Annotated in this window: 14 protein-coding genes; 6 read left to right on the top strand and 8 right to left on the bottom strand. The window is 69.6% G+C overall.

What is annotated here, in order from left to right; translation table 11 throughout:
* Positions 1-2: 2 nt before the first annotated feature.
* The 3 genes from IEY69_RS01970 to IEY69_RS01980 all read left to right on the top strand — a co-directional run bounded on the left by IEY69_RS01970 (position 3) and on the right by IEY69_RS01980 (position 2,909).
* Positions 3-1,184, top strand: a complete 1,182-nt coding sequence (locus IEY69_RS01970) for an acetyl-CoA C-acyltransferase (protein WP_189071465.1) — start codon at positions 3-5, stop codon at positions 1,182-1,184.
* A 203-nt stretch (positions 1,185-1,387) separates the two neighbouring features.
* On the top strand, positions 1,388-1,906 hold the full coding sequence (locus IEY69_RS01975) for a DinB family protein (RefSeq protein WP_189071466.1): 519 nt from the start codon (positions 1,388-1,390) through the stop codon (positions 1,904-1,906).
* A gap of 52 nt (positions 1,907-1,958) precedes the next feature.
* Positions 1,959-2,909 (top strand): ring-cleaving dioxygenase, encoded by a 951-nt coding sequence (locus IEY69_RS01980; RefSeq protein WP_189071467.1) that lies wholly within the window; start codon positions 1,959-1,961, stop codon positions 2,907-2,909.
* A gap of 59 nt (positions 2,910-2,968) precedes the next feature.
* On the opposite strand, the gene IEY69_RS01985 is transcribed toward IEY69_RS01980, so the two are convergent.
* The 4 genes from IEY69_RS01985 to miaB all read right to left on the bottom strand — a co-directional run bounded on the left by IEY69_RS01985 (position 2,969) and on the right by miaB (position 6,493).
* Positions 2,969-3,520 (bottom strand): hypothetical protein, encoded by a 552-nt coding sequence (locus tag IEY69_RS01985; protein WP_189071468.1) that lies wholly within the window; start codon positions 3,518-3,520, stop codon positions 2,969-2,971.
* Between the two features lie 108 nt (positions 3,521-3,628).
* Positions 3,629-4,216, bottom strand: coding sequence for a hypothetical protein (locus tag IEY69_RS01990; RefSeq protein ID WP_189071469.1), 588 nt, complete (start codon positions 4,214-4,216; stop codon positions 3,629-3,631).
* Positions 4,217-4,496: 280 nt separating this feature from the next.
* A complete protein-coding gene (locus tag IEY69_RS01995; protein WP_189071470.1) occupies positions 4,497-4,997 on the bottom strand; it encodes a hypothetical protein in 501 nt (166 codons plus the stop codon).
* A gap of 116 nt (positions 4,998-5,113) precedes the next feature.
* Positions 5,114-6,493, bottom strand: coding sequence for a tRNA (N6-isopentenyl adenosine(37)-C2)-methylthiotransferase MiaB (gene miaB, locus IEY69_RS02000; RefSeq protein ID WP_189071471.1), 1,380 nt, complete (start codon positions 6,491-6,493; stop codon positions 5,114-5,116).
* A gap of 151 nt (positions 6,494-6,644) precedes the next feature.
* On the opposite strand from miaB, the gene IEY69_RS02005 reads away from it, so the two are divergent.
* Positions 6,645-7,595 (top strand): hypothetical protein, encoded by a 951-nt coding sequence (locus IEY69_RS02005; protein ID WP_189071472.1) that lies wholly within the window; start codon positions 6,645-6,647, stop codon positions 7,593-7,595.
* A 6-nt stretch (positions 7,596-7,601) separates the two neighbouring features.
* Here IEY69_RS02005 and IEY69_RS02010 read toward each other — a convergent pair whose 3' ends face one another.
* The 4 genes from IEY69_RS02010 to IEY69_RS02025 form a co-directional block, all read right to left on the bottom strand.
* A complete protein-coding gene (locus IEY69_RS02010) occupies positions 7,602-8,063 on the bottom strand; it encodes a hypothetical protein (RefSeq protein ID WP_189071473.1) in 462 nt (153 codons plus the stop codon).
* A 42-nt stretch (positions 8,064-8,105) separates the two neighbouring features.
* On the bottom strand, positions 8,106-8,534 hold the full coding sequence (locus IEY69_RS02015) for a hypothetical protein (RefSeq protein ID WP_189071474.1): 429 nt from the start codon (positions 8,532-8,534) through the stop codon (positions 8,106-8,108).
* Complete coding sequence (locus IEY69_RS02020) at positions 8,531-9,718, bottom strand: amidase (protein ID WP_189071475.1); 1,188 nt, start codon at positions 9,716-9,718, stop codon at positions 8,531-8,533. Before IEY69_RS02020 ends, IEY69_RS02015 begins: the two co-directional genes overlap by 4 nt.
* Before the next feature lie 158 nt (positions 9,719-9,876).
* Entirely contained in the window at positions 9,877-10,377 is a 501-nt protein-coding gene (locus tag IEY69_RS02025) for an LEA/WHy family protein (RefSeq protein WP_189071476.1), read from the bottom strand.
* Between the two features lie 93 nt (positions 10,378-10,470).
* Between IEY69_RS02025 and IEY69_RS02030 the strand changes: the two genes are divergently transcribed.
* Both IEY69_RS02030 and IEY69_RS02035 read left to right on the top strand, forming a co-directional pair.
* The gene (locus tag IEY69_RS02030; protein ID WP_189071477.1) at positions 10,471-11,529 is read left to right on the top strand and encodes a hypothetical protein; all 1,059 of its coding nucleotides are present in this window, start codon (positions 10,471-10,473) and stop codon (positions 11,527-11,529) included.
* Between the two features lie 105 nt (positions 11,530-11,634).
* A complete protein-coding gene (locus IEY69_RS02035) occupies positions 11,635-12,285 on the top strand; it encodes an outer membrane lipoprotein carrier protein LolA (protein ID WP_189071478.1) in 651 nt (216 codons plus the stop codon).
* The last annotated feature ends 43 nt before the right edge of the window (positions 12,286-12,328 follow it).

Below are 12,328 nucleotides of genomic sequence, written 5' to 3' on the forward strand. Positions count from 1 at the left end.
TCATGCCTGAAGCTGTCATCGTCTCCACGGCCCGCACCCCCATCGGCAAGGCCTACCGCGGCTTCCTGAACGACACGCACGGCAGTGACCTGGGCGCGCACGCCGTCACGCACGCCATCGCCCGCGCGGGCGTGGACCCCGCCGAGATCGAGGACGTCATCATGGGTGCCGGGAACCCCGAGGGGGCCACCGGCAGCAACATCGCCCGGCAGATCGCCCTGCGCGCCGGACTGCCGGTCAGCGTGGCGGGGCAGACCGTGAACCGCTTCTGCTCCAGCGGCCTGCAGACCATCGCCACCGCCGCGAACAGCGTCATGGCCGGCCAGGGCGACGTGTACGTCGCGGGCGGTCTGGAAAGCATCACGCTGACGCAGAACGAACACGCGAACAAGTACCGCCTGCGCGGCGAGTGGCTGCAATCGAACAAGCCTGCCATCTACATGCCCATGCTGGAAACCGCCGAGATCGTCGCCAAACGCTACGGCATCACGCGCGAGCAGCAGGACGAGTACGCGTACCACTCGCAGATGCGCACCGCCCGCGCCCAGCAGGCCGGACTGTTCGAGCACGAGATCGTCCCCATGACCGCCACCATGAAGGTGCAGGACAAGGCCACCGGCGAGATCAGCGACCAGACCGTCACCCGCACCCTGGACGAGGGGAACCGCGCCGACACCACCCTGGAGGGCCTGGGCAAATTGAAACCCGTGTTCGAGGGCGGCGTGATCACCGCCGGGAACGCCAGCCAGCTCAGCGACGGCGCGGCCGCCGTGGTCGTCATGAACGCCGACGTCGCCCGCGAACGCGGCCTCGCCCCGCTGGGCCTGTTCAAGGGCTTCGCCATCGCCGGGTGCGAACCCGACGAGATGGGCATCGGCCCGGTGTTCGCCGTGCCGAAACTCCTCAAGCGGCACGGCCTCAGCGTGGACGACATCGACCTGTGGGAACTGAACGAGGCGTTCGCCGTGCAGGCCCTGTACTGCCGCGATCACCTGGGGATCGACCCGGATAAGTACAACGTGAACGGCGGCTCCATCAGCATCGGGCACCCGTACGGCATGAGCGGCGCGCGCCTGACCGGGCACGCCCTGCTGGAAGGTAAACGCCGCGGCGCGAAGCATGTCGTGGTGACCATGTGCATCGGCGGCGGCATGGGCGCGGCGGGCCTGTTCGAGGTGCTGTAACGGCGTTCAGGGCCGCGCCCTGAACGAGTGGAACGAGCAGTCGTCAGGGGCGGTGGTTGGAAGTGGAGGTCGCGGGAGTGCGGTTCTCCCGTGACCGGAACTGAACACCATCGCCAGGGAAGTCGGCAGTCGGGAGTGGGGCGTGGGGGTGATCCTGCGGCCCGCTCTCCTGTTGTGCTGTTGTGGGGTGGGTAGAGTGCGGTATGGATCTGCTGGAGCGGCTGCTGGGGCACGACGCGTGGACGACGGGGCGGCTGCTGGATCAGGCCCGCGTGCTGGACGAGGCGGGGCTGGATCAGCCGTTCGACCTGGGCTGGCGGACGGTGCGGGCGACCCTGGCCCATATCGTGGGGAACATGGAGGTCTGGACGGACCTTATGAGCGGCGTCCCGCCCCGCGAGGGGCCGGGGGACCGGGTGGGTCTGGATGAGCTGGCGCGGCGGCTGGGAGTGGTGGGACCGCAACTGGCGGCGCTGGCGTGTCGGATGCAGGCGGAGGGGCGGCTGGACGACACCTGGGTGGATGTACTGGACGTTCCGCCCCGTCGGAAGTCGTTCGGGGGCGGGATCGCGCATGTGATCACGCATTCCATGCATCACCGGGCGCAGCTGATTCACATGTTGCGGGTGCTGGGCGTGCCGGACGTCGAGGAGGGGGACGTGCTGGGCTGGGAGCGTCGGGTGGTGCGGGGCGGCGCGTGGGACGTGGGCGGGGAGGCGTGACGGCTGTCGGCTCGTTACAATCGCTTAACATCAAACGAATTAGAGTGTGGGCATGACCACCACGCCCCTCACCCCGCACGGCCTGCACCACGTCACCGCCGTCACCGCCGACGCCCGCGCCAACCTCGGGTACTACACCCAGACGCTCGGCCTGCGCCTGGTGAAGAAGACCGTCAACCAGGACGACGTCACCGCCTACCACCTCTTCTACGCCGACCGGGACGGCACCCCCGGCAGCGACCTGACCTTCTTCCAGTGGGACGTGCCCCGCGAACAGCCCGGCAACAACAGCGTCAGCCGCACCAGCCTGCGCGTCCCCACCGGCACCCTCGACTGGTGGCAGGCGCACCTGACCGCCAGCGGCACCCCCGCCACCCCCGTGACCCGCCACGGTCGCCCCCACCTGGACTTCAGCGACCCCGAGGGCCAGCGCCTCAGCCTCGTCGAGGGCGGCCCCGACGGCACCCCCTGGGACGCCAGCCCCATCCCCACCGAGAAGCAGATCCTGGGGCTGGGACCTGCCGAACTGACCCTCCCGAACCTGTTCCCCACCACCCGCGTCCTCGAACGCGCCTACCACCTCACGCCCGCAGGCACGTACCCCGACCCCGAACAACCAGGGCGCACCATTCACGTGTACGCCATGAACGGCGGCGGCCCGCACGCGGAACTGCACCTCCGCATCGACCCGACCATCCCACCCGCCCGGCCTGGCGCGGGCGGCGTGCACCACATCGCCCTGCGCGTCCACGACGACCAGTACCACGACTGGAACACCCACCTGAGCAGCCTGGGCCTGCGCACCAGCGGCGAGGTGGACCGCCACTGGTTCCACAGCATCTACTACCGCGAACCGCAGGGCGTCCTGATCGAACTCGCCACCGACGGCCCCGGCTTCGCCGTCGACGAGCACCCCGACCACCTGGGCGAGACGCTGATCCTCGCACCCTTCCTGGAACCGCACCGCGCGCAGATAGAGGCGGGCCTCACCCCCCTGAGCTGAACGCACAACGAGACGCGCCGCCCCGGTGGCCTGGGGCGGCGCGTCCTGCTGTGGTTCGATCAGAGGGTGCAGTCGGCGACAGGCAGCGCCTGAACGCTCTGAACCATGTTGGATTTCGTGCCGTCAGACGATTGCGCCTGGAGATCCACGAAGGTCGCTCCCTTGACCGTGAACGTGTTCACGGGCGTCACGACGATAGCCTGGCTGCTCAGGCGCTTGCTCTCCACGCTGAGGGGAGCGGTGTTCGGGCCCACCACGAACTCGAAGGTCGTGGGGCGGCTGGAGTACAGGTCACCCAGTGCCGAGGAGTACACCGTGCGGGTCTGGCCAGTGTCCCGCCCGACCAGTCGCGCCCCGATCATGTTGATCGAGCCGTCCCAGGTCAGGTCAACACTCAGGCGGGTGTTGAGGTTGTCGCAGATGATGGACGTCCCCTTGGAATATGTGGTGCCCGTCGCCGTGTCGGTGTAGTCCGCCGGCAGCGTGTACTGACTCTGATAGGCGCTCAGTTTCAGGTTCCGGACCGGGTCCGTCGTGCCGACCACCACCGTACTGCCACAACTTGCCAGAAGTCCCACGAGCCCCAGACCGATCAGAACACTGTTTTTCATGCCTCTCACTCTGCCCTCCCAACCTGATGCTCTCGTGATGTCTGCCTGATCTGACGTGAGAAAAAAGCCAACCCTCGCTGATGGACGCGGGTCGGCTCAGTGGGAAGGTCAGCGGCTCAGCGGCTGGGCAGTCGCGCTGTAACAGCTGGAATACACGTCTACTGTGCCCAGGCCCCGGCTGGAGATGGCGATGCTGGACGTATCCGTCTTGACGAGCAGGTCCGCGTAGAACGCCCCGACCCTGTCAGCGGCATTCACGGTGACGGTCTTCACCGGCCGGATCGCAGGCTGCGTGGGCGTGACCACGATGGACGCCGGAAGCACCTTCCCGCTGCTCGAATCGAAATCGAAGACGGCGCTGTAGTTGCCGTCCTGATCCTTGGTCAACTGAGACGACGGGATGGTCACGGCATCGTTGTTCGCCGCGCTGGTCACGCCACGCAGCGTGACCTGCACGTTCTGAATACTGCCCGCCGCCGCGAACTTCACCACGACCTGCGTCACGCTGCTCTCGCTGGTGGCGTTCTTCACCAGGTCGCAGCCCACGTACCGCGCGGGGCTGGAACCCTGCACCGTGTACTCCGTCCGCACCTCGACCACCCGGGCGCTGCCGCTGCCGTCCGGCGCCACGCCGGATGACCCACAACTCGCCAGGAATCCCGTCAGTCCGACTGCCGCCAGCATCAACTTCTTCATGCCTCTCACTGTGTCGCCCGCACCGCGCCCGATCATGACGGGCAGCTTGACCCTCCCTGCACAAATGAAGGAACGGCCGTCAGCGACTCTCACCGCAGCGACCGACTCCTGGCCGCAGGGAACAGGACGGCCGCTGGTACATGGGGACCTCCGGCTGAAGAGACACTCCGGCGGACCACCGTTACCCGGTCACGGCGCACCCCAGCGGAGCCGGTACAGCCTGTCGGATGACCAGAACGGCAGACCCCCCGCAGCACGCGGGGGATCAGAGGAGCGGGATTTACTTCGCGCAGGAGGCGTACACCGGCAGGGTGACCGTGCTGGCGAGCGGCACGGCGCTGCGGCTGCGGTTGATCACGATGTCGGTCTTCAGCGTGCCGACGGGCGCGCCGCTGACCGTGACCGCCGACGTCGAGGCCACCGCCTTGTCGACCGTGAGGGTGCCCGTCGCCTTGCGCGTCACGGGCAGGAGGTACTCGCCGTCCTTGGCGCCCTTGATCAGGTAGCTGCCGGCCACGTCAGTGGTGCTGACGACCTTCCCGGCGTCATCCTTCAGGGTCACGCGAACGTTCTGAATCGTGCCGCCCGCCGCGAGCCCGATCACGATCTGCGTGCCGCTGTCCGCGCCGTTCACGGCGTTGCACAGTACCGGGGCGCCCGCGGCCGTGGCGCTGCTGGTGAGGGTCAGGAACTTTTCACTGCCGTCGGTGCCGCCCAGCGCGGTGCCGCAGGAGGCGAGGACGAGAGGGGTGGCGAGCGCGGCGAGGATCACTTTCTTCATGCGGTTCACTTTCGCGTCTGAGCGCAGCTTTAACATGATGGTTCCCTGAGAACTGGCCCCATGTGCCCCGTTCGCAGGTGCCGTTCCACCTGATCCCATGAGGCAGCAAGCACGGCTCAGGCCATCGCCAGTGGCGACGTCAACGCGGCGGCCTCCGGGTTCAGTTTCGGCAGTTCCGGCAGGTCGTTCCCGTGGGCGTCCACGAGTTTCGCGTACATCATGTGCGGCGTCGCGTGCTCGATCCGTGCCAGATGCACGCCGGGACCGGTCACGCCGACCGCCTTGGGTACCACGGTAGGGTGGTTCCCGCGCGTGTGGCCTTCCAGGAAACCACTGTCGTGCGCCTCGCCGCGCAGCAGCAGCTCCTGGATGGTGCCGACCTTCGCGGCGTTCTTCCGGGCGCTCCACTCCTTCTGCCGCGCGATCAGCCGCTCCAGCCGCTCGGTCTTCACCTCGCGCGGCAGGTCATCGAAGTGCTTGTAACTGGGCGTGCCGGGGCGGGGCGAGTACGCGAACATGTACGCACTGTCGAACCCCACCTCGTCGTACAGGCTCAGCGTGTCTTGGAAGTCCTCCTCGGTCTCGCCGGGGAACCCCACGATGATGTCCGTCGCCAGGACCGCGTGCGGCAGGTGCTTGCGGATGTCCGCCACGTGCCGCAGGTAATCCTCGCGCGTGTACTCGCGCGCCATGCGCCGCAGCACCCGGTTACTGCCGCTCTGCACCGGCAGGTGCACGTACTCGCAGATCGCCGGGGTCTCGGCCATGGCCGCCGCGACGTCCTCCGTGAAGTTCATCGGGTGACTCGTCGTGAACTTCACGCGCCGCACCCCACTGCGCCCCACCAGCCGCAACAGGTTCGCGAAACTCGGGTACCCGCCCACCCGCGCGCCCTGATCCACGCCGTACGCGTTCACGTTCTGACCCAGCAGCGTCACCTCCTGCACCCCCGTCACCAGCAGCGAATCCAGTTCCCGCAGGATGTCGTCCGGATGACGGCTCACCTGCGGCCCGCGCGTCGTCGGCACGATGCAGTACGTGCAGTGATGATCACACCCCCGCATGATCGTCAGGTGCGCCTGCAACTGCCCCGCCGGAGCAGGCGGCACGTGATCGTGCAGCTCATCCCGGAACGCCAGACCCCAGAAACGCTCGTTGCTCTCCAGCGCCTTCCCGATATCCAGCAGGCTGCCCGGCCCCAGCAGGATGTCCACGCCAAACTTGCGCGCCATCTGCTGCCCTTCCTCCAGCTGCGCCAGGCAGCCCATCATGCCGATCACCAGGGGGCGGCGGGCCCTGATCTTGCGCAGGTCGCCCAGCAGACTGCGGACCTTCTCGACGGGCTTCCCGCGAATGGCGCAGGTGTTCAGCAGCACGAAATCGGCCACGTCCACGCTGTCCACGATGTCCGCCCCGAAACTCACGAGCTGCGACTGCACCAGATGCGTGTCGTACTCGTTCATCTGACACCCGTAGGTGACGATCATTGCCTTCATGTGTGTCTCTCCTCTCAGCCTGACGGATGGATTCCGGGGCCTTCCCCACGCCCCCGCGCAGGCAGGGGCAGCGACAGGGATTCTAGCCGGTCGGGGAGGAGGCGCAGCAGGTGAGGTCCCGTGCCGACGCCGTGCGAGGCACACTGGAGGCGTGACCAGCCTGAACGCTGCCCCCGCCGAACCCGCCCTGACGGCCAGTCCGTTCTGGCGGCGGCTGATGTTCACCTTCCCCGCGTCGTACGTGTTCCTGTCGCTGGGTGTCGGCACGCAACCGATCCTGCATCTGGAAGGTCTGCCCGCCTTACGGCAGCTCGCGGACGTGGTCAGCCGCGCGGTCTTTCAGGTGCCGGTGCCGCCCATTCCCCAACCGACAGGCAGTGGGGATACGGCGTTCGACTGGGCGTGGACGCTGTGCCTGCTGCTGCTGGCGGTGGCCGCCGGGCTGATCTGGGCCGCGCGGCAGCGGACCGCGCCCACGGCAGGCCAGCGGGCGGCCCTGCGGACGTTCCTGCGGGCGGTGCTGATCTGGTGGCTGACCATGTACGGCCTGAGAAAGTTCGCGTTCTCGCAGTTCGGACTGCTGAACAGCTGGCAGCTGGCGGGCACGCACGGCGAGTCCAGTCCGATGGGTCTGCTGTGGCGGATCATGGCGGCCAGCCCCGGGTATCAGCTCGTGGCGGGCGTGGCCGAGGTGCTGCCCGCGCTGCTGCTCCTGCACCGCCGCACCGTGACGGCAGGCGCACTGGTCGCGGCGATCACCATGACGAACGTGTTCGCGCTGAACCTCTTCTACGACGTGCCCGTGAAACTGTTCAGTGGTCACCTGCTGCTGGCGGCGCTGCTGCTCCTGGCGCTGGACGCGCGTCGGCTGCTGGCCGCGTTCACCGGAGGTGCGGTGGCGGCGGCTCCGTGGGCGCCGCGTCCGGTGTGGCGGCGGGTGCTGCCGTGGCTGCTCACGGCGCTGGTCACGGTGCAGGTGGGGCTCAGCCTCCGTACGGGCCTCCAGACGCTGCGGGAGGACCGGATGTTCACCCAGTTCAGTCCGGCTCCGCTCAAGTCCCGTGGGTTCAATCTCATTCAGGAGAAGCCGTTCAACCGGTAGGCAGGGTCAGGGCTGCGCGGGGACGGGGCGCAGGCTGACGCCATAGCTGAGGGCTTCGCGGCCCAGCAGGACGGTCCGCAGGTGCCCGTCCAGGCTGACCTGCCCGTTCGTGTCGTGGCGGACGACGTACAGGTTCGCGCGGTGAGCACCGTTCTCGAACAGCTGCAGGGTGATCTCGGTGCCGTCCACGAAGCGTTTGAAGGTGCCGCTTCCGGCGTACACCTTGCGGCTTTCCAGGTTCACGAGGCTGCCGCTGGCGCGCCCGTCGCGTTCCACGAGGCCCAGCGTCAGGCGGTACGGGACGCGTCCGGTGGGGCCGTTGCCTTCACCCTCGTACACGCCGTTGACCTGCCGTTCCAGGGGCGTGATGGCGGGGAAGTACGCGCCCCAGGCGCAGCCGCTCAGGGCGGGTGTCAGCAGGAGCAGGGCGGCGGTCAGCGCGGGGCGGGCGTGCGGGAGGGGGCGCATGGGGGGAGGGTACGCGCGCCTCATGAAGCGCGGCTGACGGGTTCAGCGCACGCGGTTCAGGGTGACGGGGTAGCTGAGGCCGTTCACGCGCAGGGTGCCGATCAGGCGGGTGGCGGTGACGGTGGCGGACAGGGTGCCGCTGGCCTTCAGGGGCACGTTGCTGATCCCGAAGCCCAGCAGGCTGGCGTTCAGGCGCGGGGTGTCGCCGGGGTCGATCTTCGCGGTGAGCGTCTCGCCGTCCGGGCCAGTCAGTTGCGTGCCGGTCAGGGTGAAGGTGTCGCGGCTGCTGAGGTTGCGGTACTCGCCTCTGACCTCGTGCGTGCCTGGGTTCACGGTGTACGTGACGCGCAGCTTCTGCGGGAGGAGCAGGAAGCGGGCCTCGCCCTCGTAGGTGGAGGTGGGCTGGGTCTGGGTGGCGGGCGCGCACGCGCTCAGCAGCGCCAGGACAGGGAGGAGGTGAAGAGGTTTCATGCGAGTCCCAGGGTACGTTCCAGCGTGCGGGCCAGTCCCAGCAGGCGGTCGTCCTGTCCGTGCGGGGCGATCAGCTGCGCACCTATGAGCGCGGTGCGGGTCGGCAGGGCCACCACGGGCGCGCCCAGCAGACTGAACGGCGCGGTGAGGCGCAGCACCGCGCGGCGCAGCGGGGTGGGGCCGTCCGGCAGCAGGACCTCGTCCTGGCCCTGCGCGGGGGGCGGGGTGGGCACCGCCGGGGCGAGGATCAGATCGAAACGCGTGAACAGGTCGTCCAGCTGCGCGCGGTACGCGGCGCGGCGCTCCTGCGCGGCCCTCACCTCTGTGTCCGTCAGGGCCGCGCCCTGCCGCAGCGAGGCCAGCGTGAACGGCAGGAAGCCCGGGTCGTCGTGGCGCAGCGCATCGCGGTGAACGTGCGCCGCCTCGCTCAGCACGATCGGGGAGTACGCGTCGAGCACCTCGGGGAAGTCCATGTCCTCCACGGTCGCGCCCGCGCCGGTCAGGGTACCCGCCACATCTCGCAGCGCCACGCGGACGTCCTCCGTGACCCAGCCGCCCGGCAGCCACAGCCCCACCCGCAGGCCACCCAGGGCCACCTCCGACACCGCCCGCCCGGTCAGGGCCTCGTGGACGCGCGTGACGGTCGCCACGTCCCGCGCCAGCGGCCCCGCGTGATCACACGTCACGGACAGCGGCAGCACGCCGCCCGTCGGCCACGCAGGGTGCCCCTTGGTGGGTTTGAAGCCCACCACGCCGCACCACGCGGCGGGCACGCGGATGCTGCCGCCCGTGTCCGTCCCCAGCGCGAAGTCCACCTGCCCCAGCGCCACGCTGACCGCCGCGCCGCTGCTGCTCCCGCCCGGCACGCGGCCCGGCAGGAACGGATGGTCCGTGCCGCTGAAGCCGTTCACGCCCGTGATGCCCAGCGCGATCTCATGCAGGTGCGTCTTCCCGACCGCGGACGCGCCCAGCGCCAGCAGCCGCGTGACCAGCGGACTCGGGCCGGGGTCCGGTACGGGCGCGCGGGTACTGGCCCGCAGCGGCCAGCCCGTCACGCCGAACAGGTCCTTCACGCTGAACGTCAATCCCGACAGCGGCCCACCGGGCGCGCCGGGCAGGGGAGAGGCCGGACGGAACGCCCAGGCCCGCTGCGGGTCCGGAACGGCAGAAGTGGCGTCGGTCACGCCCGCAGGGTAGCGCGCAGCCCGCAGCAGCCTTCAGCAGTTCTGTCGGGAGGTCTGAACACCTCTGGACGGGTGGGGTGAATCCATGAACGGGACAGCGGTGGGCAGTGAAGCCCTCAGGAGTGCCGGTTGCTCCGGGGCGCACCTGAAGATCGCGGTCAGAACGGCACGATGGGATTCTGCTTCCACTGGCCCTGCGACAGCGTGAACGGCCCGAACTGCTGCAGGCCCAGCGGACCGAAGTCCGCCGTGAACCCCCCGTCCACCCGGTACGTGACCAGCTGCCCCCGCGCGACCTTCAGGAACGACGCGGCCGTGTTCAGGGTGACGGGCACGCTGACCTGCGCCAGCTGCTCCGAGCTGCCCCGCGCGGGAATCGCCACGTTCGGGAAGTTCACGTCCCCCACGTTCGCCCCATCGATGATCAGCGAGCCCGCCAGGTTCGCCACGCGCAGCGGCAGCGGATTCGGGTTCGTGACCCACAGGTTCATGGTCAGGTTCGCCACGGGGGCGCTGCCGAAGCCGCCGGGGAGGGTCAGGCTGGTCAGGCGCACGCCCTGCACCTCCACCTGCGGAACCTGCACGATCTGTTGCAGGGGCGCGCAGGCTCCCAGGGCCAGGGCGGGCAGCACGGCGGTCACGGCCAGAAGGGGTCGCATACCGCGCAGGGTACGCCCCGCACCTCACGCGAAGCTGACCGGTTCGTGAAGGCGGGGTGCGCCGGCGCCGGGGAGCCTGCTACGCTGCCCGGTATGCCGCTCCGCCTGACCCTGCGTGCCGCCCTGCTGGGCACGCTGCTCGCCGCCCCAGCCCTGAGCGCCGCGCAGGCCACCAGCGTGAACTTCGGCGTGGCCTACGTACGCCCCGCCGACCCGTGGACCTGGCCCGCCTGGGCGCAGCTGGGCGTGGACGACGTGAGCCTGGGCGGCGGCACCCTGAGTGCCAGCGTCTCCACCCGCACCCTGAGTGTCGGGTACCGACAGGGCCTGAGCCTGCCCCCCCTGGCGACCGTCACCGCCCGCACCGACCTAACCGTCACCGTGAACCGCGAATTCCGCGTGAGCAGCCGCGCCAGCGGCAGCGCCGGGCCGGTGGCCGTGACGGCCGGGGGCGCGTACTTCACCCTGCCGGCCACGGGCAGTGATCCGCTGGCCGCGTACGCGGAGGCCCCCGCCGACCTGCGCCTGCGCGGCTGGACGGCCGACCTGAGTGTCCGCTACCGCGTGAACCGCGATCTGGTGGCTGTGCTGGGCGGCGAGTTCGGGCCGCAGCAGCACGCGGCACTGGGAGTGGAGGGCCGCCGCGCCCTGACCCGCGTGCTGCCGCCCGACCCGGCCGACGTGCCCGGGGACAGCGGGGACGGCAGCGACCCCGCGCCCATGCCCGAACCGGAAACCGAGGTGACCGGCACCGTGACCTGGCGCGCGGGCGTGCGCGGCGGGCCGGACCTGCTGGCCGTGACCGGCGGCGTCGGGTACGCCACTCCGGCCGGCGTCACGCTGAACCTGGACGCTCTGGCCGGCGTGACCGACTGGCGCAGCCGCCCGAACACCGCCTCCGCCCACATGACCTGGGGCCTGACCGGCAGTGTCGGTGCCCCCGACCTGCTGGGCGAGGGCAGCACCCTGCGCGCCTACGCGGCCTACGAGCCGTGGCGGGCGGTCTCGTCGCCCCTGCGGGCGGGCGTGAACGCCACGGTGCCCGCCGGGCCCGGTACGCTGAACCTGGATCTGGCCGGTGGCCGCGGGCTGGACGGCACCATGGGCTTTGGGGTGCGCATGGGGTACCGCCTGGACCTGAGCCGGCCCTGAACGCCTGACGCGATTGTGACGGTAGATCCCGTCCTGGCGCGACATTAAACCTGCCGTCAGCCGCGCACCCTCCTTCTCATGAGGGTGCGCGGGATACTGCTGCCCATGAGCAAACGCCTGACCCTGACCCTCCTCGCGGGCCTCCTGAGCGTCGTGGGTGCACAGACCGCGCAGGACATCGTAAGTAAAGTCGACGCCGCGCAGAAGGCCGCGAAGGACGTCTCGTTCCGCCTGAGCGGCAACGCCAGTTTCGACAGCGCCGCGCAGAAGATCGACCTGACCGTCAAGGCCATCCCCGCCCAGAGCCTCGCCCGCGTGCAGTTCATGGCGCCCGACGCGCTGGCCGACAACGTGATCGTGGCCGACAAGACCGAAATCCGCCAGTACATGTACCTCACCAACCAGATCACCGTGACCAGCGCGCAGAAAGCCGCCGAGCAGGCCGGGCTGGGCCTGGACTTCACGCAGCTGACCAACACGGCCAGCATGCTCGCCCGGTACAACGTCAAGCTCCTGGGCACCACCGGCACCGCTGGGAAGCGCGTGTACCAGCTGGAAGCCACCCCCAAGACCGGCGGCAGCGACAGCAGCCGCGTGTGGATCACCGAGGCCGGCTGGCGTCCCACCCGCATCCAGCTGCTCAGCGGCGGTAAGACCATCGCCGACCTGACCGTCAGCAGCTACAAGGTCAACAGCGGCCTGACCGCCACCGCGATCCGTCAACTGCCCAAGGACGCGCAGATCATCAAGCAGTAACCCGCATCAGTCCCCGCCGCCCGCGCCTCGTGCCGGGCGGCGC

Origin of the sequence: Deinococcus sedimenti, from assembly GCF_014648135.1 — a bacterium.
GTDB lineage: Bacteria > Deinococcota > Deinococci > Deinococcales > Deinococcaceae > Deinococcus > Deinococcus sedimenti.

Bases quoted from the DNA above. Each gene is read 5' to 3' on its own strand.
- IEY69_RS01970 (WP_189071465.1), top strand. From the start codon at position 3: ATGCCTGAAGCTGTCATCGTCTCCACGGCCCGCACCCCCATCGGCAAG.
- IEY69_RS01975 (WP_189071466.1), top strand. From the start codon at position 1,388: ATGGATCTGCTGGAGCGGCTGCTGGGGCACGACGCGTGGACGACGGGG.
- IEY69_RS01980 (WP_189071467.1), top strand. From the start codon at position 1,959: ATGACCACCACGCCCCTCACCCCGCACGGCCTGCACCACGTCACCGCC.
- IEY69_RS01985 (WP_189071468.1), bottom strand. From the start codon at position 3,520: ATGAAAAACAGTGTTCTGATCGGTCTGGGGCTCGTGGGACTTCTGGCA.
- IEY69_RS01990 (WP_189071469.1), bottom strand. From the start codon at position 4,216: ATGAAGAAGTTGATGCTGGCGGCAGTCGGACTGACGGGATTCCTGGCG.
- IEY69_RS01995 (WP_189071470.1), bottom strand. From the start codon at position 4,997: ATGAAGAAAGTGATCCTCGCCGCGCTCGCCACCCCTCTCGTCCTCGCC.
- miaB (WP_189071471.1), bottom strand. From the start codon at position 6,493: ATGAAGGCAATGATCGTCACCTACGGGTGTCAGATGAACGAGTACGAC.
- IEY69_RS02010 (WP_189071473.1), bottom strand. From the start codon at position 8,063: ATGCGCCCCCTCCCGCACGCCCGCCCCGCGCTGACCGCCGCCCTGCTC.
- IEY69_RS02015 (WP_189071474.1), bottom strand. From the start codon at position 8,534: ATGAAACCTCTTCACCTCCTCCCTGTCCTGGCGCTGCTGAGCGCGTGC.
- IEY69_RS02025 (WP_189071476.1), bottom strand. From the start codon at position 10,377: ATGCGACCCCTTCTGGCCGTGACCGCCGTGCTGCCCGCCCTGGCCCTG.
- IEY69_RS02030 (WP_189071477.1), top strand. From the start codon at position 10,471: ATGCCGCTCCGCCTGACCCTGCGTGCCGCCCTGCTGGGCACGCTGCTC.
- IEY69_RS02035 (WP_189071478.1), top strand. From the start codon at position 11,635: ATGAGCAAACGCCTGACCCTGACCCTCCTCGCGGGCCTCCTGAGCGTC.